The organism is Legionella stuttgartensis (assembly GCF_977063405.2).
Genome location: NZ_CDRUHA020000022.1, coordinates 16,933 through 41,999 on the forward strand (window position 1 = coordinate 16,933; position 25,067 = coordinate 41,999).

Below are 25,067 nucleotides of genomic sequence, written 5' to 3' on the forward strand. Positions count from 1 at the left end.
TGAATGTGATTTAATGCGTGATTCTGAATTGAATTTGTTGGGTCGAATGACCCAACCTACTCAACCCCCTAAGACTAATTAACTGATATCCTTATCATTAAATTAATATTTAGATGAACCTTTTTAAAGAAGGATTGTCAATATCTACAGCCTCTAATGCATCTTTGGCTTGTTTTGCTGGATTTTTAGATACTTGAGCAACGCTACTGGCAGTTTTCATGCCAAGATTGCTTCCTATTTTTTCTGCTAATTCATAAGGGAGTTCAGTTTTGTGCGCAAACAATCCTCTAACAGATGCTCTAGCATAGGATTGTTGAACTGCTAACAAACTCTCTTTTATCTCGGGTAAAGACTGTTTTTGGAGACTTGCATTTGTCGGAAATAAATCACGTAAAGTGGCTAAGTTCTCTGTTGTTAGGATCAAGTCAATTCGGGATTTATCTGTAAGATAAGCAAATAATTTTTTTGTGTTTATGGAATTATCGCTGATTAAGTCCTTTAAAACACTTAAATCTGAAATATTTAAAGGAGTATCATATTTTTCTATGGATTTGATATTTTCTTTAATAAGACGGAAAGTGCTTTCAAATAATTCCTCTTTTTCAGAGGGAGCTACTTCTGAGGGTAGATTTATTTTGCATGTATAACCAATAGGAATAGGGCAGCTACTGAAATCATCTATAACATTTATTATATCCACTAGAAGAACCGCTGGTTCAAATTCAACCTTTGCACAAGACATGATATTTCCTCACTAACTAAGTTTATACAGCGCAAAATAATGCAAAATTAATACCGAATGTACATATTTTACACGGCATGATATGGTAAGGGAATACAGTCATTTAGAAACCGCACTTTTCCAAAAACGAAAGAAATCATCTGAGAGATTTAGGTTTCTATAAGTTCCTTTTCGCCTCAAGGTCACCCTTGAGACGCGTTTAATAACCTGTTTAGTTAATTACAAGAATATGTTTTTTCAACATCCTTGACAAGTGTTGTTGACTCCACCTTGGAAAAAGGTTCAAAAAACATTTGCTGGATAGGAAGGGGAGGATCAAGCTTCCTCTTATCTAAGCCCTTTTTTGACATGTTTTTCACATCAGCAGTTATAGCATGAGTGTTAATAAACTCTAATTGGTTTACCATCAATTTTTGCCTTTTTAGATCAAATTTATCCCAGCTATTAAATTTTTCTGTTAAATTGGCAGCTAAAGTTGGATTGATTTTCTCTACTTGCAAAATGGCATTAGCGACTAATTGATAGCCTTCTCCTGATAGAGTATGAAACCCGTACGGATTTTTAATAAAAGTTCCTAAAAGAGCAATGACCTTATTGGGATTAGATAAATCGAACGCAGGATGAAGCATTAATTGTTCTACTGATCGTACTACACTCCCAGAATGAGCTGCTGCTTGTATATTAAACCAATAATTAACCGCACTGGGATCATGTTGCCAGTACTCATAAAACGATTTCAATAGCCTATCTGATTCGCTGCTATTAGTATTCAATAATAAACTGAGAGCAGAAATGCAGTTTGTCATGTTTTTACCCAACGAATTATTGAATTGTTCAATTAATGATTGCTCTTCGTTTTCAGAGTGTATAGAGAGTAAATATGAATGACATACGTGCTTTAAGCGGTTGGAACCGGCAGAGGAGATATCAAATGATTTAAAAGGAGAGTTGGGAACTACACGGAACATTCCTATAGTTTTTTGCATTCGTAATATATCTTCCTCTAACTCTTTTGCAAGCTGACTTTGAATCAATTGACGTGCTTCAGCTATTTTTCCAAAATCCTGATTTTGCATGTTGGAAAATAAGTCTTCTTCTGAAGGGATAGATATTAGTTGAGCCAGTAACCAATAGTTCAAGGAACTATTATTCTCACGGAGTATATATCGATAGGCGCTGAAAAACTCCGGAGTAAATGTAAGGGGCTTTCCGGAGCAATAATCACTGACCATCTGAGTAAGGAGTTTATTTGCTGCTTCGCAACGATTATATATATTGGTATCATGTTGCATGAGGCGAAGCAATTGTTCTGAACTGTATGTGAAATCGAGAATTACAGGAGCAGAAAAACTACGCAATAAAGATGGAGTAGGGTGCGAGTCAATATTGTCAAAATGAAAGTCCATTTCAGGTTTATCAACCAGTATCATGGTGTCGCTTTGAATTTCCTGACCTGTATTATCCAGTAATCCAACAACAATTGGGATTGGTCGTTCTTTTCCATCTTTAGTTTTAAATTTTAAGGTGTATCGTTTTTTATCTGCATCATATTCTTCGGTAACGGCTACTTGGGGAATGCCTGATGCAGTAAACCAAGATAGGAAAGAAGAGATATCTTTCCCTGTTGATTTACTTAATGATCCCAATACATCTTCTAAGGTTACTGCTCCACCATCATTGTCTTTAAGGAATTGGGACATTGCTTTATAAAAAGCTTTTTCACCTAAGAACAGCATCATCATACGAAAAATATCGGCACTCTTTTCATAAGCTGCGGGTGTATAAAGGCTTCTAACATTCGTGTAAGTATCTTGTCGCGGAGCACGCTCATCAAAGTTTTTTCCGTCCAACATCCGAATTAAATCAGTACCAAACAAACGTTCACGAAACATCGCTGCTCTAAAAGTAGTTAATCCTTCTTTAAAGGGTAAATTAAACCACTCACGAATAGTCACCCGATCGCCTGACCAATAATGATAATATTCATGGGCGGCAACCTCTAATACCCGTAGAAAATCAGCATCAGTACGTGCTTCAGGTGTAGCAAATAAATTTGCCGTATTAAATAAATTTAACCCTGTTGGTTCTGATGCCCCAGATGCATACTTATCCACACCGGCCACCATATGCTGTGGTAATTCGCATTCTAAATCAAAGACTTCCTCTTCCCAGCGTATTGCTTCTTTTAAAACTTCTTTAGCAAAATCACACTTTGCCGTAGCTTCCGGAGGGACATAAAATTCGATTGGTAATTCACGACCAGAACGTGTTTTAAAATAAGTGACCGATTTCTGTAGTTTCCCTGCAACTAATGCAAAAAGATAACTAGGCTTAGGAACTTTGTCCAACCAGGTTACAGAGTGTAGTCCTTCATCTAGATCCTTTTGCTCTATGAGCGAACCATTAGAAAGCAGCACAGGATAGTCTTTTTTCTTAGCGATAATTGTTGTTTTGTATGTAGCTAAATTATCAGGCCGGTCATGACAATAAAGGACACGACGAAGTCCTTCAGTTTCTGCTTTTACAAGAATGGTTCCTTCTGTTTCATATAAACCAAATAGATCTGTATTTTCACCCAAACGAGTTGTCGTTTCGAGTGTAAAGGAGCGTCCTTGTGGAACACTTTTGATAATCAGAGAGTCTTTTGTTATTTCGTATTCTTCTTCAGATAGTTTTTTACCATCGAGCAAGATGGAGTCCAAAATCATATTTTGACCGTCCAACTCTAAATCTACGGCATAAGATGTAGAGTTTGGGTTTGGCTCAATGGTCAATAGGGCTGTTGATTGTACCGGTTTTTTAGAAAGATCCAGCGTCAAATCTACGTGTTTTACTAGATAGTCAAGAATCTTATACTCACTTAACCTAAATATTCCAGAATGATTCTTCATGAAAACTCCCTAATTCATGTCAGATTAAGAAGCAACAATATAAGATCAAAATGTTTATTTCAACTGAAATGATGGCTAGAATGTCATTTCATAATGATGTTCTTTTTTAAATTCTGAGTTTTCTTTATTGTCTAATATGGAACTTAGCTCATGATGCAATGGTGTCGTTGCATGATTAAAGGGATTATCTTCAGCATTCCAAATAGGAAAAGCAGTCATATCATTAAAATAGCAAAGCTTGGGTTCAGCAATGTTCATGGGGAATTTCGTTTTTTCGATAATTACATTAAGTTTGTCTGTAATTTCCTCATGTAGCTCCTCAGAGCCTTCTTTAGATATTGTTTTATTCGGTCGTGAGTATGCGAGCGTAATATGAAAAACTCTTGGTATCGTTTTTTCGATATTCAAAGCCTCTGCTATTTCCTTAATTTGCTCTTCATGTTCTTTGGATAATGTTAAAGTAAGCGAAATACAACGATCGATATTTACCACCATCTTTTCAATTGAAGGATGAAAAGGGGTGTCCTCTAAAGTTTGTTTTATTTTTTTATAATGAGGCAATTTATTAATAATGAATCGATTCCATGCATCGCCTATTTGTTGTTCTGTTTCTAAACTCATTGTAGTCATGTGATAGCTAGAAGCAGGAAGTGGATTAAAATAATGCATAATCAGTGGATTATTATTTAAAACTTTAAAAATGGCCTCACAAAATTCCCGATGTTCAGGATAGCAGGAAGAAACGACTGTAACGCCAGGAAATGGAGCATATTCACCATATTCATTAACTTTACTTAACTGCTTCTGCAACTCATTTTTATTTTTTAATGTGAACATTTTTATAAACTTAGAATATAAATTGCTCAAAGGATATCATGAATTAAGATTGATGCAAAAAGAGGGGATAATATTTAATCTATAATGACTATATGTGAAGGATAATTAGAGCTATTTGCCGTGATCAATAGGGATACCAGGCACAGAGAGTTAATATGAAATCAAACAAAGTAGAAGAGCCCCAAGAATTAGAACAAAAAAGACTTGATGCACTCCAATCATTGAACATTTTGGATACACTTCCAGAGGAAAGTTATGAACGACTAGTCCGTCTGGCGATTGATTTATTCAACATCCCAATTTGTTATATCGCATTTCTAGATGAAGAAAGACAATGGTTTAAAGCGCGATATGGTTTAAATGAATCAGAAACACCCAGATGCATTTCGTTTTGTAATGTGACCATTAAAAAAAGTGAACCACTAATTATTAACGATGCGCTTCTTGATGAGCGATTTGTCAATAGCCCTTTGGTACAACAAGCGCCCTATATTCGTTTTTATGCTGGTGTTCCTTTGACCGATCCTCTGGGATATAATGTAGGGACTTTTTGTTTAGCTGATACTTCTCCAAAAGAGTTTAACTCAAAACAACGAGAGCTTTTATTAAATTTAGCGAATATCGCTAAAGATGAGTTAACGCTACGTAAAACGAATTTTTTATTACAAAAAATAAAGAATCAACTCGAAGTGCGTAATAAATTAATTCGTAAAGTATTTAGTTTTTATATGTCCGATGAAGTAGTTAATACAATACTCAAATCGCCTCATCAAAAACTAGGTGGATATGAAAATAAAATAACCATCATGTTTAGTGATTTGAGAAATTTTACACCACTATCTGAATCCATTCCTGCTGAAATGCTAGTTTCTCTTTTAAATACCTATTTCAGCAAAATGGTACCGGTTATAGAAAAACATCAAGGGATCGTTGATGCATTTATTGGTGATGCAATTATGGTAATTTTTGGAGCACCATATTCTTCAGGCAATGATTCTCATCGTGCAATAGCTTGCGCTTTAGAAATGCAAAAAATGTTAACAAAACTAAATCACGCCAATAGTAAGATTAATTTACCCCAACTAGAGATGGGGATAGGGATCAATACTGGTGTTGCCATAGTAGGAAATGTAGGTTCTAAAAAACGGATGCAATACAGTGCAATAGGGTCAGCAGTTAACTTGTCATCGCGAATTCAAGATCTAAGTCTTGGTGGACAAATATTGATTTCTGAATCCACGTACAACGAAGTTGCACAGGATATTGAGGTAAATGGACATCTTCGAGTAAAAGTGAAGGGAATTCACTCGCCAATAACTATTTATGATGTATCTGGTTTAAAATTGCAGAATCAAAAAACTAAAAAGCAAAAGAAATAATCATCGTTAAAGTGGTTTTCAGGTAAAATACTGAAAACCGCGCATCATCTTTTGCTCAATTTTAAATTTTAGGGGTTTTACTACTTAGCTCATCTGACAAACCATTGGGAGTAATAACCCAAGGCTTTACTTTAGATTGTTTGATGGGTAATCCACCTTTATTCAAGATTTCGCTCACAAGTGAAGTGCAATTATGTACTTCATGATTGTTGGTTTGTTTTTCAGTCACCCTTCGACGCATTTCTATATCAATTGGATCTTGTGTGATAAACGCCGAAGTGTTCAAACTTAAGTTTGTAGCCTGAATTCCAGACAAAGAGTTCCCGAGTTACGGCTTACGCCTTCGCCCAGGATAACTCGGGAGTAAATGATTCTTACTAATAAATTTAGCGCCAGGATTTAGACACTTTCATTAATGTGTTTTACTCTGAACGAGCATTTTATTAGTTAATGCAATCGCCAAGGCTGAAACAAGTAAGGTTAAATGAATAATTACTTGCCACATTACTGAGTAATTACTGAGCTTATTCGGATCAATAAACGTTCTTAACAAGTGGATTGATGAGATGCCGATTAATGAAAGAGCAAGCTTTATTTTCATTGCTCCCGCATCAAGATGATCCAGCCACTCTGGTTGATCTGGATGTGAGTCGAGAGTGAGATGAGAAACAAAGGTTTCATATCCGCCCATAACAACCATAATTAGAAGATTTGCAATCATTACTACGTCGATTAAATCTAATACACCCAGCATAATGAGGGTATCATCATAGCTATTAAGATGAATTACTAATTCAAATAGCTCATGAACAAAACGATAAACATAAGCTGCCAGTATTAATATAAGTCCTAAATAAAGAGGAAGTTGCAACCATCTTCCCATAAAAATAAACTTGCTAATACTTTTCTTTAAATTATTCATAAAAATTACACCATTTACATATTAAAATTTTTTTTATTACTCGGTGAACAATAGCGCTGAATCTAAAACAGATCCACTAAAAAATGCCTAATCTGCTAGATTTTTGTATTTATTATTTTGACTGTATGTCTTCTATTTTACAAAACGACCTTATGACGAGAGGTAAGACAGCCAATAAATGTCCATATATAATAAATGAACCCCGGGTTTCGCTTCGCGACACCCGGGCTACAATTTTCGTAATGTATATTTCAAGAATTTATGGTTTCTCTGTAATTGTAATCACCGAAGATATACCTTGGGCTTTCGTATTTGGATTATACATTGCTTCAGCATAGGCAGGTGGAACAATATATTTACCTATATTTACAGCTTTGATTTTATAAACAATTTCTTTAGCAGCAGATTCAACTCCACCAAAGAAATTTACTCTGTCTTCACGGACATCAGCATAATCCATGGCATTATTATTTCTTACAGAGTCATTTACCACTTCAAATCCGCCAGGTAAAAGGTCTTCAATTGCGATATTGGATAAATAATCATTATCAAGTGCACGAATTTGAATATGTACTTCAATTTCGCTTCCAAGAGTTGTTGAGTTAATCACATTTCCTTTCGCATCTTTATATTCTCGGAAAATTTCTAAACCTTGTTTTAATGGTGTCTTTGGAATGACTTTGTTAAAACCTGATTGCATGAGCTGATAGAAAAATGTTTTCTTATCAGGATTGTTAAAGCGAATTTTTTGGACATCGGATTCAATATCAATTTTTTGATAGTTCGAATTAGCAGCTGGTACATTAACCTCTTTATTATTTGCCATGATTTTTGTCATGGATAAAGCAGAGGACTGCTCATTTGATAAAGCGGGATGATATGCACCTAAAGCCAAGCTCGTAAATCCAGATAAAACCGTATTGATTTCATCATTATTGATCGCTTGAATTAAACGCTTTAGCAATTCATCGCCAACTTGTGGTAACAAGTTGGGGAAATGTTTTGCTACAAGATATAAATACTGGGCATCAGCAATTGCACTGCTGTAAAAATCAGTTATATAAGCTTGATTATTTTGTGGCTTGTACAAACCAATCAATTGATTTGCTTCATCATGGCTTTGGAGCAATTGATATGAAGCAGCAATATAGGCTGACGTAATATCTGTTTGCCACACTTTTGTCTGATCTTTTTCCAGATATAATTGCAAGTTAGCAAGATAGTTGGTTGTTACTATTTCATTACGCGTTAAAATGTATATAGCATAAGCCTGAATTCTTGCTGCATCCATATCGGTTACATTTTGACTTACCAAGGTCTTAAGATAGTTAATGCCATTGTAGAACAGGTCACTAGGGATATTAAATCCTTGGGCTTTTGCTTCAGTTAGGAAGTGCATTGCATAAACTGATGCAAAATCATTACCTTGATTGTCACCCAGACCTGGCCAATAACTAAATCCGCCACTAGACATTTGCCGTTGGCTTAGCATTTGAATTGCAGCGTTTACTTTTTCATCAACTTCTTTTAATTCAAAACCAAAGCCAGCTTGATTATTCATCGCTAATAAGGGTATGGCTTTGCTTGTTAATTGCTCTGTACAACCATAAGGATAATTATCCAAGTAACGTTGCAAACCAAATACTAAAATCATGGGACTAGTAGAAGCAGTTGCGTTTGCTTTGCGATATTCCGGATACAATGTCTGCATCACATCCAAAGTTCTTTGTGCGTCTGTTGATTTACCACTATTAATGAATGTACTAAGGGGTGTAGCTGGTCTAACACTGAGGGTCGCACTCATTGTACTGGATTTATCACCCATGCTTGCTTTAAAGCTCAACTTAGCGGCACCTAAAAGTGATTTGGCCTTTAATTTAAAATGAACAGTTTCCTCATGGCCCTCAGCAATTTCTAGTGTTTGTGTTGATGAGCCAATCACTTCAATTTCAGGCGAAGCAATCAAATCTACATTAATAAGGGCGTGTTCTCCAGAACCCTTAACATTATTTGCAATTGAGGAAGAGATTTCAAACTCATCACCTGGTGCAACAAAGGTTGGGGCGTTTGGATTAATAATAAAATCTCCGCGAATTTCGGCAGAGGTTTCTTGAGCACCGACTGAATCAGATGACACAGCTACAGCCATAACCCGTAATGTTCCATTAAAGTAGTCGGGAACTTGATACACTACTTGATGAGTACTTGAATCAGTATCAATAATCCCAGACCAATAAGCTACAGGGAGATCAGTTTTTCGTTTGAAAGGATTTAGGCGGCTTGCCATGCCTTCTTCACCATTGTCACCACCCACAGCGGAAAGCTCTCGGTCCTGAATGAATTTAGGCATGATTTGATCCACTGTTTGTTGGGTCAAAACTTCAAGAGCATGCTTTTGGAAGAAAAATGATAAAGGATCCGGAGTCTCATAGTGTGCTACTTGCAAAATGCCTTCATCAACAGCAAACACAATAATTTTTCCTGGCTTATCGGTATGATAATTAATAGTAAATGGTTCACCAGGACGTGCGACTTTGGCGGTTTGTAAATCAATTTTTACTTCATGAGCCTCATGATTGACTGTGAAAGGGACAACACTATAGCTTAACGGACTAATGAAGATTTCAGGCGAGCTCCAATCACGTATAAAAGCAACATTGATGTATCCATCACCTTGGAAATCAGCAGGGATGTGAATAGTTTGCACCGAGTTGGTAGTATCTGTTTTAAACCATTGAGCCGCAAAAACCTTGTCACGCTCTATAGTAATCAAACCGGAACCAGTATAGGGAGCGGTGATTTGTATCTCAATATCCTCATTGGCTTGATACTCAGTTTTATTGAGTTTAATTGATAATTCGGCATTTTTAGCTAAAGGCTGTTGACTGGCACCTACAACACTGAATTTTAACTGATTAAGTATCGTATTATCTTTTCCAAGGACACTTAAAGAGAAATCGCCAATTTGTTGTGTAGGTAAAGCGTAATCAGTTCCTTGAGCAGCGATATTAAATGGGGTAGTACTCACTACTGTCGATTGAATAACTGACTGATATTGGTAAGTACCATCAGCCTTTTTAACTAAAGTTGTAACGGGGTGTAACGAAACCAGTTGTATCTTTAAATCTTTAATTTCTTCTTTATTCAACTCAGGATTGATTGCAATATAATTAACACTTCTGGTGCTATTTTGCTTAATAAAAGATAAATCACCATCCGGTTTATATCCAACAAAGTAGGGCAGAGGACTGATCAAGGTTTTAGTCTGGCTTGTAACGCTACGACCACCTTCCGCCTCAAAACCTTCAGCAAAAAATGTTAATTGATAGGTCGCTTTTTCAAAGCGGTCAAGATTTAAATCAAATTCAGCTTCACCTTTGTTGTTTGTTATCACATCGTTTAATGTTTCAGTGAACACCTTTGGTGGTTTTTTGGGATCCAGCAAAGGGTCAATAAAGATGAAATCGGGATATTTATCAAATTCAACTTTTTGAGGTACTAATAAAATTTTACCGCTGATTTTTCGGTCAGTAGCGGGGGCACCATATAAATTCCAAAGATTTACCTCTCCTTTTAGTCCAGTTGGAGAACTCCATCCTGAAGATGGTTTTGGCGAAAGACTGGTAGTAATGCGCATTCTGTCCGGTAAAAATTCAGAAACACGAATACTTGTTGAACCAAGTAGGTTTTGTGGGTATCCATCTTTAACCAGATACAAATTAACCATGTACTGGCCTGTGGGTGAACTGGCATTTGTTGTAAAATCAAGATCCATGTACCCTAGGTCATTAAGGGTAATTTTTTCATCTTTAATCGTTGTTCCTCTGGCATCTACTACAGTTGCTTGTAGTGGTAACCCTCCAGGTTGAGGCTGAGCGTAAGCTTGCTTGACTATCATACCAATATGAACTGTATCTCCTGGTCTATAGATCCCTCTATCGGAGAAAAGATAAGCGCTTAGGCTATGTAACTCTTGGTTGTTCGTATATAGACCACCAATATCAAATTTAGAGAAATTTAATTGTCTATTGGCATTGTTGAATGGAATAAATGACACATCATTATTCAATTGAGCCAAATACACAGTAGGCTCTCTATCATCGACAAAGTCTTTTAAAAGTGGGAAATTCACTCGACCTTGTACATCACTGACGCGTGATAAAATAGGCAAGCCATTTTTTCCTAAAACCGTTACCGTTGCATTAGCAACTGGCGTTCCTTGCGTTATGGAATTAACAAAAACGTCATGGCTACCATCTTGGTTGTCCTTTACCAACAATGCCATATCAGTAATCAAAATCATGCGACTTGCTTTTACGTCTAAGGCACTTTTATTTGTAGTATCCCACCCGGTGGCTTGTAATAAAAATAATCCCTGTGGACCCAGGGTATTCGTATCCATTGTTAAATACTTGCTGAAATCAAGAGCGGTATACTGTTGCTTCGCTAAATCTGAAATATCAAACTCTTGAATTTCTGAGGAGATTTGACTGATGTTTTGTTGATTAAATGTAGGATTAATAAAATATGGATTGTTAAAATCACCCTGGGTTTGAGTGACTAATTGGTTAATATTTTCAGGCAATACCCGTGCAAAATCAAACTTCACCGCAGGAACACCACGAATCAATACAGAAAGTTTTTTCTCACCACTTAAAGCAAGCAGTGACCCCTTATGCAAGAAACTGATTTCTTTAGGTATTGCAGGAACAGGGATGATCGCTGCGTACTCAGTTCCTAAGGTAAAATTACCAAAACTACGCATTCCTTTATCTACTTGGATATATATATATCGAGGCGTATCTGCTTTAAACTTAAAACTATGCAAAGTGGAATAGTTTTGTTCTGTAGGAATCTCTTCCTTTGCTAAAGGCGTGGCTAGAGAAAGAACCGCTTTGGTCACTTCTCCTGGATTTTGCCATTGATAATTCTCTTTAGCAGCTTCAGCAACTGTTGCTGGCCGATCTTTAGGTAATAAATAGACATGTACTGATTTATTAAACTCATTCTCATTGACACCTAGGGAGGTTTCAACATTCAGTACTTGCTCAGGTCTATCTTTATCGTTACGAATAATAGATGCCGAAGCAGAAAGAACTTTAAGAAAATCTTGGGCACTAGGGATCAGGAGGTTTTGCGATAAATCATTTTTCAAATGAGCAGAATCAGTTGATGAAGTAACATTTTTGTCTAAAGTTAAGCGTAAAAAGCGAGCTACATTGTTTATTTGTATCGTATCTGAATGGAGATATGCTATCCGTTTATTTTTATCATAAGTAAAGGTGATCTGAAGTTTTTCGCCCGTAGAACCTGATTTGGTTTGATACACTAGTGAAGTGTTTTTCTCCAAATTTTTAGGATTAACTGGAAAATTAAATTCTACAGTAGCTACGGCATTTCTTATTTCAGCATGTACTGGATCTTGATACAGTTTAAATTCAGTGATTTTTCCATCAAAAGGATGAGTAGAAAATGAATATTCATGGCGTTCCATATTGGCATTGGAAGCAAAAAAGTTTGGGGCAAAACGGATTGTAAATTTTTGTCCTGCAGGCCAATCTTGGGAAGGTGTAAAAACTAATTGACTGTCGCTATTCCACGTCCATGTCCCAGGCATTTGGGGCGTCATTTCAATGCCTTCAATTACCGTTTTCCCAACCTGGCTAAGCGGTGCGACCGATTGATTAATAAATCCGTTATTTTTTATGCCAAAATCAATAATCAAGTTATTAGCGATTAATTGGTCTTCCGTATTGGGTGTGATGTCTGGAACTGTAATTTGCGCAGTGGTATAAATAGGTTTTGGCAAATTTTTATACCAATGTATTGAATAGCCCGCAATGATTAAAACGAGCACGACTAAAATGCTACTTCCCCAAAACATTTTTGGAGATGATTTAGATTTATAGCACAGGTACTTCATCCACGGTGGGCTACGCCAATTTAATTTGCCAAACACAGATGAGAATGCATTTAGTAATATAGATAGCGGATTTTTATTCATCATTTATTCCAAGTGGTGAATTGTGCTGAAAAATTTTTGCATATATTTTATTCTATTTAGGGCATAATAGCGACTATGAACAAAATATTTAAAAAACTTAGCATAATATTTGTTATGCTATTTGTCAGCGTCTATTTGGTATTATTTTTCTTGCCAAAACCTTCTTTGCTAGAAGACGTGAGTTTTTCTAAGGCAGTATATGATGACCATCATAATTTATTGAGACTGACGTTAAGTAAAGATGAGAAATATCGCTTATTCACGCCATTATCACAAATATCCAACCAATTGATTGAAGCAACCTTATTACAAGAAGATCAATATTTTTATTGGCATTATGGCGTTAATCCCTGGGCTACATTGAAAGCAGTATGGCAGACGTATGGTGCACAATCACGCAGAATTGGAGCTTCAACCATTACCATGCAAGTAGCTCGGATGCGTTATGGTATGAATTCAAAAAAAATATCAGGAAAATTACTGCAGATCATTCGTGCAATTCAAATTGAAATGCATTACAGCAAAAAGGAAATTTTAGAAGCTTATTTAAATTTGGCGCCTTATGGTGGCAATGTTGAAGGAGTAGGGGCAGCAAGTTTGGTCTATTTTGGAACTTCTGTAAATCAAGTTACTTTGCCACAATCATTAACTTTAAGCATTATCCCGCAGAATCCAGGTAAAAGAACACCTAATAACAAAGAATTAAAAAAAATTAGAGAACATTTATTAGGTCGATGGTTAAATAAACACCCAGAAGACCTTAATAAAAAAGGCATGTTTGCTTTACCATTGGTAATGCAAAATACACACATGCTTCCTTTTACCGCCCCACATTTTGTAAATGAAATTTTATACGATTCATCAATCAAACGCCAAGGCATTGATACTACTTTAGATTATCGTGCCCAAATAATTATCGAGCGTATTACACATAATTATCTCGCCAGAAAAAGAGGCATTGGTGTAAATAATGCAGCGGTTTTACTCATAGACACCCGCGATATGGGTATTAAAGGTATGTTGGGTTCAGCTGATTTTTTTAATCTGGGTATTAGCGGACAAATTAATGGTACGGAAACGAAACGCTCGCCTGGATCCACGCTAAAGCCGTTTATCTATGGGTTGGCTTTAGATCAAGGCTTAATTCACCCTGATACTGTTTTAAAAGATGTTCCGCATAGTTTTAATGGTTACAACCCAGAAAACTTTGATTATGATTTTATGGGCCCGATTAAAGCAAAGGATGCTTTAGTTTTGAGTCGTAATATCCCCGCAATTTATCTTGCCAACCAATTAACCAATCCAACATTGCATCAACTATTGGAAAAAGCTCAAATCAGTCAATTACGTTCGGAATCTTATTATGGTCTGTCACTGAGTTTGGGTGGAGTCGAATTAACGATGAAAGAACTCGTGAGTCTATATGCCATGTTAGCAAACGATGGACTTTGGTATCCAATTCGCACATTTAAAAACGAAGTGAAACCCAAAGGGGTTCGTTTGCTTAGCCCGGAAGCAAGCTATCTAGTATTAGATATGCTTACAAATACTCCTCGTTTGGATGATGTTTCCACAAGTTGGTCGCGTTTGCCGATTTCTTGGAAAACTGGAACTTCCTCAGGTTATCGCGATGCATGGACGGTAGGAGTATTTGGTCCTTATGTATTAGCAGTATGGGTGGGAAATTTTGACAATAAGGCAAACCCAGCATTTATTGGTAAAGACATAGCTGCTCCCTTATTTTTCGAATTAGTTGATGCATTAAAACACGAACGGGGCCCTATATATGCCCTAGAAAAACATCCAGAACAAATGAATCTGAAAAAAGTAGAAGTTTGCAAAGCCTCCGGGATGCTTCCAACTCGTTATTGTACAGATACGGAATGGGGCTGGTTTATCCCCGGAAAATCCCCAATTAAAACAGATACCATTTATCGAGAAGTTGCTATTAATAGCAAAACAGGTTTGCGAACTTGTCATATTGATGAAAATACGCGCTTTGAAATTTTTGAATTTTGGCCCTCTGACTTATTGAGTATTTTTAAACGAGCTGGAATACAAAGACATATTCCGCCGTTTTTTGAGCCTGATTGTAACTTATCTGGGAACTCTGGTATTAATCCACACATTACATCCCCACAAAACGGTATCAGCTATATTATTCGCGCAGATTCCCAGCAAAACAATACTATTCCTCTTACTGCAGTGACTGATGCCGGTATCGCTAATGTATATTGGTTTATTAATGAAACATTTATTGCAAAAACAAAAGCAGGTGAGTCTTATTTATGGAAGGCAAAACCAGGAAAATTTGTTGTCAGAATAGTAGATGATCATGGTCTATCTGATGCACGTGATATTAATGTGCAATTGGATAGTTAAATTAAATTATACATGATGTAGCGCGAGTGCCGCCCACTGCGCCCCGGCTGATTGAGAACTACCGGTGCTAAGGAAAACATTCGTGAATAAAATAAACACTCGTCATTGGTTACCTTTTTACAGCCCTGGTCTTATGGAGCGGGCAGAAGCATTTTCTTTTTTTATTGCGATGATGATATGGCCTCATGCTTTTAATTTTCTTGTTTGTCTATTTACTTTTCTGGTGACCATAACTGCGATAATTCGTCTCGTTCAATTTTATAATCAACACCAAACAACAATAGAAAAATAATTGATAAGAAATCAAATGAATTAAAAGGTCAGGGCGCTTATGCGACCTAACCTTTAATAGATTACCAAACCTCCGCAAAAGGGCGGACTTCTACCTCAAATGACCAAGTAGATGGAGCTTGTTGCGTTAACCAAAGTACCGTCCCGGCTACATCCTGTGGTTTCACAAAGAATCCATCAGGTTTACCTGGCATATATTCTCTAGTTTTTGGTAAATCCACGATCCCATCAATAATAACTAGGGCGACGTGAATGCCCATGGGACCTAAGTATTTAGCCATTGATTCTGCAAGACTTCGTTGGGCTGCTTTTGCTGGAGCAAATACCGCACTTTTAATACCTCCTCGCTTTGAGGCTGTCGCACCAATGATAATTAGTTTTCCCTTACCATTTTGCTTCATCCCAGGAATTACACATTGACTTACAAGCATTAATCCTAATGCATTAACACGCCAACTTGCTTCAAAATCTTTAGGTCCAACTTCTTCTATATTACCCCAAACACCAGAGCCAGCATTATAGATAACAACATCTATTGAGCCCAAATCCTGTTGAATTTGTGTAAACGTTCTTTGTATCGAATCATTCTGACTAACATCACACTCATAGGCATGTGCATTACCTAGTTCCTTTACAAGTTCATTAGAAAAGGTTTTTGAACGAGCGAGCAATGCCAAATAATATCCTTCTTTAGAGAAACGAGAGGCAAACGCAGCACCATTTCCAGGCCCAACTCCAACAATTACGCATACTTTTTTTCCCATATGTGCCTCCGTGTGAAAATATTAGCTTCCTAGTTTGTTCCTATTTGTCTTGAAATATCAAATGAATTAATTAGAAACCTACAATAAAAATCTATTTTTAGTTAAGATTGCATTTCTTTAATCAAAGAATATCAATAATGGGACAGATATGTCGTTTTTTACACCACAAGATCTCCTTCCTTTAGCGGAAAGTAATTTAGGTTTAAGACTCACTGAAAATACAAGTGAGGTTAAATTCGGGGGTAATGGGGATGCAATACCGTTGTCTCATCTTGGTGGGGCTAAAAACATTATAGAATTTATAACCTTGGCCTTTCTCCCTGAACCACCGAAAGCTCGAATGGAGGCCATCTATAACCGATACAAAGAGATTAATATTCGCCCCAGTGACTGCATGCCGCGATTGATACTACATTATGCCGCGAAGCATAACATTAGTGATGCTAGGGAACGGTTATCTTATAAAACATATGATGCGATCTCAGCTTTTTATTTCAAATTCGAGCTCATGTCAATCGAATCTGAAGCAAGAAAGCTCCTTTCTTTTTATACTACTACATCGATGCCCACTCTGGAGTTTGTTCTAAACGAATGTCCTTACTTAGCCAAAGAATTAGCTCATAATTTTAATGAGAAATTTCTGCTCCGCTTAAAGATAAATTGGGGCGCATATGCAACGAGCGATGACATGGACTATCTGTTTTTATCAAACAATTCCCGCATCCGAAATTATGAAAATGGTTATGATTTTAATAAATATCCATTGGGAAAAGTAGGGCGTCATCATTTTGATTCATCAGATGTTGTAAAGCAGGTGATGTTTTTAGGTGGTAATAATCGTACTCCTGAAGCTGAGAAGAAGTTAGAGCAAACTATTTTTAACTCTATAAAAGGAATTATGAAAAATAATTTATATGCATCATTAGAGCAGCTAAATCAAAATATCGAAACTAAACTATTACAACACACTGATTATCCTAGCAATTTTAAAAAGGCGTGCAATGAAATGGTTGGTCTCGTGATGAAATTGCAAGATAATGAACAACTTTCATTTCAAGAGTCAATTGACTTAATGAATAGGACGGAACAGTTAATTGATAATCCAGCAGAATATAAGACTTTTCTTACTGCAGCGAAAAACTATCGTATGGTTGCTGGAGGAGAATTATCAGCATATATGATGTTGATTGCAGGCTGGGCCGCTAAAATTATGACAATGAACAATATTGGTGATGCTTATATTAGGCTTGCAACAGAAAAACTCGAGTTAATTTCAACTTCGCAAGAACTCGCTCGAGCGAGCCAATTCAATTCAACTAATTTATAAGATTGGAGGTTTGTTATTTCGTTTGGATCGAGATTAATGACGAGTAGAGCCTCCTCTGATTTAACGAGTAAAATGTTAGCCAGGAAGCTTGATTAAAATAGAAAATTAAATTTTGAAAAAGCATTTACACATGAAAATAAATTGCACATAATTGCTTCTTTTTTTTCAATTACAACATGAAACGATTTTTTAAAAAACCTAAAAAACAAATTTCTTTTGAAGAATATATGCGAGATACTTTGCTTATAGCAAAGCGAATTGTGTCGGATAATGGTAAACAACGATATAGCAGTGCTCAATTTGAAATTGCACTTGTCTCTTTTGCTGATCTGGTAACATTAAAACAAGAAATGGATGATGACATTGAGGTAAAATTTCCTAAACTAGAATGTGATTGGACTCCTGGCTTTGACTGGCTTGATCTCGCGGTACATTATGGTGATCCTGATGCCATCGCATATTTTAAGGATAATATGCAAAGAAAGGACTTTTCTGCCGCCTATCAATACTTTAAAACCTACGTTCGTCCAGATTGCGATTTAGAATTATATGAAGATAAAGGTAAGTCATATGAATGGTAGAATGAATTATCTACAATTTTCGATACGTCCCATTGTTAAAAACTAGATAAGCATCACCACGATAAGAGAGCACTTCATCATAAGGAAAGAGCTCTCTTATCGCTGCATCATTAAGATTGGTTCCAAGCCATTCAATTGAATGTACTTCTGCTGAATCAAATCCAGAGTGAATATTTTTTAAGTTCAATGTAAACCCCTGATTAAAAGAGGTAGAGAGTTTATGAATTAAAGGTATTATCTCAGTTATAGTAAATTTATTGTAATTAAAAACCAACTTAATATGGGAAATTGCATGCGTATGAGTCGGAATAAAAACGGCAACACTTTCCTGATTCAGTTGGTTTGCTAAAATGGACGCGATAAGAAAAGTTTCTTTTCGAGACAATTTCTGTAAGGGCGATACATAAAAAATCTCTGCGTTTTCAGCTGTAAACTGTTGTGTTTGTTTCATCGTATAAGTACCAAGGGCATTTTTAAATTCGCCTAATTCCATATGCTGTTTTTGTAATATTCGAATGGCACTTCTTTTAAGTTGATGTTGCTCTTTGCCTACTAAACGCTGATATGCTTTTTCAAGATCCAGTATTTGATTGTTGTTTGAATAGAAAAATTGAATGCTATTAGTGGCGCTAAAACCTGTGAGATTATAAGTAAAAATACAGATTGCAATGAATAGACTCAATAATTTATTCGACATCGAAAATCTCCTTAGTGTTCCTATAATGAGAAAATATTAGCCTATATTTGAAAATTGATAGCGCTATTAAAGATCTGAAGTGAAAGATGACCAAGGTCGTACCTTTAGGGCCAATGCAGAACGAGCGACTCTCAGCAATGAATTTCATGGAACTTTGCGTTACAATTCGTGGCGTTTACTGATTTTAGCGGAAAATCAAGGATCGGGTTGAGCAAAATGACGTAAATAAAACATTAGATAATGAACTGGCATTAATTACTCATTACTATTATGAAGAAGAGAGTACTGACCTCTCTTTAGGAAATTCAAAATTGTCTTTATTTGTAACAGGGCGAATGCCTATAGAGCTTCTGGTCGGCCCTGTCTATGAGTATCAATCAAAATCATTTAATCAAACCAGTTAATTACTTTAATTGCACTGTATTTTGAGCATCATGGATTCCAAGGTTAATCCCGGACCAAATGCACAACTAAAAATATGTTTTGCCACATCCTGGGTATTTAATTTATCCCAAATATTCTTTAAAACGAATAAAACTGTTGCTGAAGACATATTCCCATAATTTCTTAATATGTCATATGAGTATTGATTGTCTTGAGTGGAAATTTTTAATGCTTTTTCACATGCTTGCAGAATTTTAATTCCGCCTGGATGAATTGCGTAATAATCGATATCAGCGAAAGAAAAATTAGATTGTTTTAATAGTTTTTCAGTAAACAGAAAAATTCCTGATTTAATTGCTTCCGGTACATACGAACTGAGTATAATATCAAATCCATAATCAGTGATAGTCCATGCCATGTCCTGGTTTGTTTGCGGAACTAAATCACAATAAAATGACTCAATACTCAAAGATTTGTTTGAATCAGCTTTCCCCTGAATCAAGACTGCTGCGGCTCCATCAGCAAAAATTGCATTTGAAACAATATTCTCTATATTAAAGGTATTTTGAAAGTGTATTGTACAAAGTTCAACACAAACTAAGAGTACATTGGCATTAGGTTCAGTTTGACAAAATGCATTTGCTACTTTTAAACCATTAAATGCTCCATAACAACCCATAAAGTTAATCGCAGTACGTTTTACAGATGAAGATAAATCTAGTTTTTGTATAATTTCAATGTCAATTCCAGGAGCATACATGCCAGTACAGCTGACTGTAATTAAATGAGTAATTTCTTTTCTATCAAACTCAATGCTATTTAAACAATTCTCAATTGAAACTATAGCTAGCTTAAGCGCATTATCCTTATACAGATTCATTCGCTGTAAGGTTGATGGGAAACTCTCTTTCGGAGTATTAGGAAAAAATTCAAACTGACCTGGCTGCTTACAATAATCGGTTAACACACTATATCTGGTCTCAATTCCTGAGGATTTATAAATTTTTTTTAGCACTTTTTTTTGTACTTCATCAAGGTGAAATCCTACTGAAATAAGATCCGCAATCTCATCTTGTGTGCGTTTAAATGGTGGATTTGCTACTCCAATTGCAGTAATTTTTGATGACATTTTTTCCCTTTTTTAAAAACAATTCCCTCAATAAAAGCGAGTAACTTCCATCTTATAGGTTTATTTATAGCACTTATTGCAATATTTAAATATAAGATGCAGAATTAAAATTTACTTCTTTTAAAATGAAATGGCCCATTTAAAGGTACGCTCAAAGGAAAAGGAAATCATTGATCTCGGTCAGGATTTTTATACCCCTCAAGAATACGTCCAATCGTTAAAAAAATTATTTAAAATCAATAAATTGATGGGGATGTTTAAAAATACGGTCAGGTTATTGCAACAATTTCCTTCAAATTCTATATTGACCGATGTGGGATGTGGAGGGGGCTTATTTTTACTTAATCTTGCGAAATATTTCCCTAAAATGCGTCTGATAGGATTAGACATCTCTCAAGATGCTATTAAACTTGCAGAGGAAGAATTACAGGAGTGGCAACAAAAAAGTGGAGCTACTCAAATTGAGTTTCAAATCCAAACAAAACCAGAACTCGAAATCAATACACACGTAGATATCATTTTACTTAATTTGGTATGCCATCATCTAAATGACGAAGAATTAGTCTCTCTCTTGATAAAAGCAAATGATACAGCCTGTAAAGCGGTGATAATTAATGATCTACATCGTAATTTTATTGCTTATTCTCTTTATAAATTCATCAGTCCTGTATTATTTCGAAACCGACTTATCACCCATGATGGTCTATTATCGATTCAAAAAAGTTTTACTCGAACAGAGTTGGATTTTTTTTTGCAACAAGCAGGTATTAAAAATTATCAAATCAAATGGCACTTCCCATTTTGGTGGAGTATTCTTATTCTGAAATAATTAATGGATTAAAATTTATGACTCTGGATGTGCTTATCATTGGAGGAGGGCCTTCTGGTGCAACTACTGCATTATTACTTGCCCAAGCAGGATGGTCTGTAGGGCTGATCGAAAAGAAACAATTTCCTCGAAGAAAGGTTTGTGGTGAGTTTATATCGGTTACAAGCTTACCTCTCCTCCAAAAACTTGGTTTGGAGGAGTTCTATTTGACACATTGCGGTCCAGAAATAGAAAAGATTGGTTTATTTACTGATGATGTTATATTGACTGCAAATATGCCTTCTGGAGAAGCATCAAAAAATCTATGGGGACGAGCACTAGAGCGAGAATATCTAGATACAGAGCTCATAAATAAAGCTAAACTTGAAGGAGTGCGTGTTTGGCAACCTTGTGAAGCGCTCTCTGTACAACGGTCCAAAGATGGATCGTTTATTTGCTCCATAAGAGAAAATGATCAAACAACAGAGATAATGGCTTCTCTAGTGGTTATAGCTAATGGATCATGGGAAAAAAGAATTGATGAACAAGAGAATAAAATACATCAGCCTTCTGATCTGCTGGCATTTAAAGCACATTTTAGAAACTCCAGCTTGCCGGTAAATTTAATGCCACTTCTTGCTTTTCCAGGTGGATACGGAGGAATTGTTCATAGTAGTATGCAAAAAGTCACACTTTCTTGTTGCATTCGACGAAATGTTTTGCATGATTTGCGTTTGCAAAATCCAGGTGCGCAAGCAGGAGAAACAGTTTATCAATATATATTAAATCAATGTCGCGGGGCTAGGGAAGTTCTTAGCGAGGCACAGCGTGATGGAAAATGGCTGGCAGCAGGCCCGATTAAACCTGGTATTCGGAGGTGCTATCAGAATGGTCTTTTTTTTGCGGGCAATATTGCGGGGGAAGCTCATCCCATTGTTGCAGAGGGTATTAGCATGGCCATGCAATCCGCATGGTTACTTGCACACTGTTTCATTCACTTTAAACTCAACATTCGAAAGGAGCAGCATTTGGATGATGCCGGGGCATTTTATACGAAGCAATGGCACAAATACTTTAGTCATCGCATCCATGCCGCCTCGTTTTTCGCACAATTAGCGATGATGAAACCTTGGGCCAGATCGTTATTGCTGCCCATCATCAAACAATTCCCTTCAGTTTTAACCTTGGGGGCAAGATTCAGTGGAAAAATACAGCAGATTGTACCAATCAATGAAAACTAAAAGAGTGCCCACAGTACAAACACTTTAAGCAAGCTTTTACTAAGTTATTCTTTTCTTCACTAGTTTAGGTAACAATTGCCAAACAAATAAATTTGTCCACAAAATAACCATTCTTATAAATTTATGATAAACTTCCCATCCCTTTGATTTAAATAGAGTTCTTATGTTTGAAATATATAAAAATAATCAGTTCGTAATGTACTATGAAAACCAAAACAACAGCTCTGGGCCTACACATTTACTCAATGTAAAAAACTTAGCAACGAACAAGATCACGGCGATGTGGGTGGATCCAACTTACACAAGCACGGATGCAAAACTTCTGGAAAAAATTATACGTCTACAAGCATTAAAAGAAACGCTTACCCAAGATAAATATGAACATGAAGTGGCTTGTTTTATAGAAAAACTCATAGAAAATGGAGGTTATACTTGTCTTGAGATTTCTAGTTTAATGAATGAGGCATTAAAACATCATAAAAACCCTCAGCAGTTGTTTGAAACAATTAATAACATAGATGTTTCCTACGTTCGTCATGAAGATCTTCACATGTTCCATAATGTCGAAGAAATGAGAACGGCAGTTGCAGGATTTATTAAAACGCTTACCGAATTCATTTGTAATCTTTTGTCTATACCGTCTGAAAAAACCCTCACGTCAACATTGTTAAAATTTAATATTTATCAAAATCCTATTGAGGAAAACTTAACAAAAAAACAAGATGAGAATCTAAAAGAAGAACAAGACGAACAGCTAGCCGAAGAGCGAGATGAAACAACTATAAAACCTTAAGTCATATCATCCAGGAAGAGGTGAGAATAATTAAAGCCTGATTATCACATTAGGTCTGATTATTTTGATAATCAGACCTAATGTATAAAGTGTAGGGGCGGATTCAACTCGCTAATGCAACAACGTTAATCACTGTTCTTAATTCGATAAAATTTACATTCTATACCATGCCCAATTCCATCTTTATAGTAATGCATTCCACATTTTTCCATCACACGGTGGGAGGCTTTGTGTTCTATGGGAGCAAAAGCAATAATAAAATCGGTTTTAATATTTTTTTTACTCCAATTCAGAAGGCCTTTTAAAGCTTCTGAAGCATAATTCATTCCCCAAAATTTTCTTGCAATGAGATATCCAACTTCAATTTCTCCAGTCTCTATAGGACCAAAACCACAGCGTCCAATAAACTCCTTAGATTCTTTATCAAAAATCACAAAACAAGGAAGTCCAAATTCCTTATAAAAGCCTATAAATTGCTTCATTCTTTGTTTTGTTTGTTCTTTAGTTTGAATGCCATCAGGAAAATATTTTCTAACGTCTGGATCTAAATTTAATTCAGCCAAAAGGTCTAAATCATCTTCATTAATCAATCGCAATATTGTGCGTTGAGTCTCAATTTCTAGCATCATATTATTATATTGCCTCTCATTAATAACTCTTGTAGTAAAGCAGTAAGGATTTTACCCATTTTAACTGATTTATTTATATACAAAAGTTATATTAAGGAGTTGAATTCGCCTCAACTGACTTATTTTTCTACATGAACAACTATCTCTTTAATTATTTCATCGAAGTAATGGGGATTTAATGCATGTCCCATGTCATTTAATAAAACCAGTTTGCTTTTTTTAATATTCTTAGTAAGAGCTTCAGCATGATCTACAGGAAATATAGGATCTTCTTTGCCGTGAATTATTAAACACGGTACGGAAATATCTTTAGTAACGCTTAAATTGGGTTCATTACTAGCCATTTGCGCTTTTGTATGGTTTCCTAAATTTGCAAATTTCAGGTCTTTTGCCTCAGGATTTTTTGACTCGCGCTCCATTGATCTTTCTACTAGCTTAAACCAGTAAATTTCATCAAACGGTGCTTTAGTACCGTTTGCTAGTCGCCAATTTTCTACAATTTGTTTTATCTTATCTACATTGGTTTGGGCTGGAGTTTTATTAATTTCGATGACCTTATTAATAAATTCCGTAGATGGCGGAGATAAAACGGAATGAGAAGTTGAAATTCCTTTGAAGGCATTATTTTTGACTGATAAGTCCGGTGACGTCATCATTAAAGTTATGGTTAACACTCGAGCTCGATGATACATCGCGAGCAACTGCGCAATAGCACCTCCCATCGATAATCCCACAAAATGTGATTTTTTTATTCCTAGTTCATCCATTAAACCCAGTAAATCATTAGTTAGATCAGTTAAATTGTAGGGCCTTTGGATGTAATCTATGCAACTCGATAATCCCGTATCACGATAATCAAAACGGATAATAAAATGTTTGCTGTCTGCTAATTTATGACAGAACGTATCATCCCACATGATTCCTTGAGCACTATTTCCCATTAAAAGGATAATAGCAGGATCAGTTTTATTGCCGAATGTTTGGTAACAAATTTTGATATCATTTATAGTTGTAAATTGGTTATTCATGAGCACCTACGCATTATTATCGCCCCTAGAGCTGTATAACCTAAAGTTTTTCTTGGCCTATTATTGAGCTTATCCGTAATTATAACAAGATCATCATCACTGATATTAATAAAATCAGAGCCTTTTTTTAGTTATTGACGAACTAACCATTATTATTCTCATTAAGACCTCGCTGCCAAGAAGCCTATGGGTACGCAAATCAAAAATCAGCAGTAACTTTTTTAAGAACTGCTTTCTT

General features: G+C 35.9%; 20 protein-coding genes and 1 pseudogene. 9 read left to right on the forward strand and 12 right to left on the reverse strand.

Translation table 11 applies throughout. The features are described from left to right. Positions 1–109: 109 nt before the first annotated feature. The 3 genes from ACWTEW_RS05700 to ACWTEW_RS05710 form a co-directional block, all read right to left on the reverse strand. The gene (locus ACWTEW_RS05700; protein ID WP_454780749.1) at positions 110–742 is read right to left on the reverse strand and encodes a hypothetical protein; all 633 of its coding nucleotides are present in this window, start codon (positions 740–742) and stop codon (positions 110–112) included. A 215-nt stretch (positions 743–957) separates the two neighbouring features. Next, positions 958–3,633, reverse strand: a complete 2,676-nt coding sequence (gene pepN, locus ACWTEW_RS05705; RefSeq protein ID WP_454780750.1) for an aminopeptidase N — start codon at positions 3,631–3,633, stop codon at positions 958–960. A 75-nt stretch (positions 3,634–3,708) separates the two neighbouring features. Beyond that, entirely contained in the window at positions 3,709–4,470 is a 762-nt protein-coding gene (locus tag ACWTEW_RS05710; protein WP_454780751.1) for a DUF1868 domain-containing protein, read from the reverse strand. Positions 4,471–4,625: 155 nt separating this feature from the next. On the opposite strand from ACWTEW_RS05710, the gene ACWTEW_RS05715 reads away from it, so the two are divergent. Then, entirely contained in the window at positions 4,626–5,849 is a 1,224-nt protein-coding gene (locus ACWTEW_RS05715) for an adenylate/guanylate cyclase domain-containing protein (protein WP_454780752.1), read from the forward strand. Positions 5,850–5,910: 61 nt separating this feature from the next. On the opposite strand, the gene ACWTEW_RS05720 is transcribed toward ACWTEW_RS05715, so the two are convergent. The 3 genes from ACWTEW_RS05720 to ACWTEW_RS05730 form a co-directional block, all read right to left on the reverse strand. Continuing rightward, positions 5,911–6,165 (reverse strand): hypothetical protein, encoded by a 255-nt coding sequence (locus ACWTEW_RS05720; protein ID WP_454780753.1) that lies wholly within the window; start codon positions 6,163–6,165, stop codon positions 5,911–5,913. Between the two features lie 96 nt (positions 6,166–6,261). After that, entirely contained in the window at positions 6,262–6,771 is a 510-nt protein-coding gene (locus tag ACWTEW_RS05725; RefSeq protein WP_454780754.1) for a TIGR00645 family protein, read from the reverse strand. Positions 6,772–7,030: 259 nt separating this feature from the next. Continuing rightward, positions 7,031–12,775, reverse strand: a complete 5,745-nt coding sequence (locus ACWTEW_RS05730; protein ID WP_454781269.1) for an alpha-2-macroglobulin — start codon at positions 12,773–12,775, stop codon at positions 7,031–7,033. A 75-nt stretch (positions 12,776–12,850) separates the two neighbouring features. Between ACWTEW_RS05730 and pbpC the strand changes: the two genes are divergently transcribed. Together pbpC and ACWTEW_RS05740 are read left to right on the forward strand one after the other, a co-directional pair. Continuing rightward, positions 12,851–15,157, forward strand: a complete 2,307-nt coding sequence (pbpC, locus tag ACWTEW_RS05735; RefSeq protein ID WP_454780755.1) for a penicillin-binding protein 1C — start codon at positions 12,851–12,853, stop codon at positions 15,155–15,157. Between the two features lie 82 nt (positions 15,158–15,239). Then, a complete protein-coding gene (locus ACWTEW_RS05740; RefSeq protein WP_454780756.1) occupies positions 15,240–15,449 on the forward strand; it encodes a hypothetical protein in 210 nt (69 codons plus the stop codon). A gap of 61 nt (positions 15,450–15,510) precedes the next feature. On the opposite strand, the gene ACWTEW_RS05745 is transcribed toward ACWTEW_RS05740, so the two are convergent. Next, the gene (locus ACWTEW_RS05745) at positions 15,511–16,212 is read right to left on the reverse strand and encodes an SDR family NAD(P)-dependent oxidoreductase (protein ID WP_454780757.1); all 702 of its coding nucleotides are present in this window, start codon (positions 16,210–16,212) and stop codon (positions 15,511–15,513) included. Positions 16,213–16,360: 148 nt separating this feature from the next. Between ACWTEW_RS05745 and ACWTEW_RS05750 the strand changes: the two genes are divergently transcribed. Together ACWTEW_RS05750 and ACWTEW_RS05755 are read left to right on the forward strand one after the other, a co-directional pair. Further along, positions 16,361–17,539 carry a hypothetical protein gene (locus ACWTEW_RS05750; RefSeq protein ID WP_454780758.1) on the forward strand — a complete coding sequence of 393 codons (1,179 nt, stop codon included), beginning with the start codon at positions 16,361–16,363 and terminating at the stop codon, positions 17,537–17,539. Positions 17,540–17,715: 176 nt separating this feature from the next. After that, positions 17,716–18,120, forward strand: coding sequence for a hypothetical protein (locus ACWTEW_RS05755; RefSeq protein WP_454780759.1), 405 nt, complete (start codon positions 17,716–17,718; stop codon positions 18,118–18,120). A gap of 10 nt (positions 18,121–18,130) precedes the next feature. Here the strand turns inward: ACWTEW_RS05755 and ACWTEW_RS05760 are convergent, their stop codons facing one another. Continuing rightward, entirely contained in the window at positions 18,131–18,817 is a 687-nt protein-coding gene (locus ACWTEW_RS05760; protein ID WP_454780760.1) for a hypothetical protein, read from the reverse strand. Positions 18,818–18,896: 79 nt separating this feature from the next. Between ACWTEW_RS05760 and ACWTEW_RS05765 the strand changes: the two genes are divergently transcribed. After that, on the forward strand, positions 18,897–19,028 hold the full coding sequence (locus ACWTEW_RS05765; protein WP_454780761.1) for a hypothetical protein: 132 nt from the start codon (positions 18,897–18,899) through the stop codon (positions 19,026–19,028). 198 nt (positions 19,029–19,226) lie between these two features. On the opposite strand, the gene ACWTEW_RS05770 is transcribed toward ACWTEW_RS05765, so the two are convergent. Next, positions 19,227–20,330 carry a type III polyketide synthase gene (locus tag ACWTEW_RS05770; RefSeq protein ID WP_454780762.1) on the reverse strand — a complete coding sequence of 368 codons (1,104 nt, stop codon included), beginning with the start codon at positions 20,328–20,330 and terminating at the stop codon, positions 19,227–19,229. A gap of 130 nt (positions 20,331–20,460) precedes the next feature. Between ACWTEW_RS05770 and ACWTEW_RS05775 the strand changes: the two genes are divergently transcribed. The 3 genes from ACWTEW_RS05775 to ACWTEW_RS05785 all read left to right on the forward strand — a co-directional run bounded on the left by ACWTEW_RS05775 (position 20,461) and on the right by ACWTEW_RS05785 (position 23,172). After that, positions 20,461–21,159, forward strand: a complete 699-nt coding sequence (locus ACWTEW_RS05775; RefSeq protein ID WP_454780763.1) for a methyltransferase — start codon at positions 20,461–20,463, stop codon at positions 21,157–21,159. Between the two features lie 17 nt (positions 21,160–21,176). Then, positions 21,177–22,379 (forward strand): NAD(P)/FAD-dependent oxidoreductase, encoded by a 1,203-nt coding sequence (locus ACWTEW_RS05780; RefSeq protein WP_454780764.1) that lies wholly within the window; start codon positions 21,177–21,179, stop codon positions 22,377–22,379. Between the two features lie 163 nt (positions 22,380–22,542). Then, on the forward strand, positions 22,543–23,172 hold the full coding sequence (locus tag ACWTEW_RS05785) for a hypothetical protein (protein ID WP_454780765.1): 630 nt from the start codon (positions 22,543–22,545) through the stop codon (positions 23,170–23,172). Positions 23,173–23,297: 125 nt separating this feature from the next. On the opposite strand, the gene ACWTEW_RS05790 is transcribed toward ACWTEW_RS05785, so the two are convergent. From ACWTEW_RS05790 to ACWTEW_RS05800, 3 genes and pseudogenes are all read right to left on the reverse strand, one after another. After that, entirely contained in the window at positions 23,298–23,801 is a 504-nt protein-coding gene (locus ACWTEW_RS05790; protein WP_454780766.1) for a GNAT family N-acetyltransferase, read from the reverse strand. A gap of 119 nt (positions 23,802–23,920) precedes the next feature. Beyond that, on the reverse strand, positions 23,921–24,829 hold the full coding sequence (locus ACWTEW_RS05795; RefSeq protein WP_454780767.1) for an alpha/beta fold hydrolase: 909 nt from the start codon (positions 24,827–24,829) through the stop codon (positions 23,921–23,923). After that, a pseudogene (locus ACWTEW_RS05800) lies at positions 24,826–25,013 on the reverse strand (IS30 family transposase); the annotation flags it as partial. The gene ACWTEW_RS05795 and the pseudogene ACWTEW_RS05800, both read right to left, overlap by 4 nt. Between the last annotated feature and the right edge of the window lie 54 nt (positions 25,014–25,067).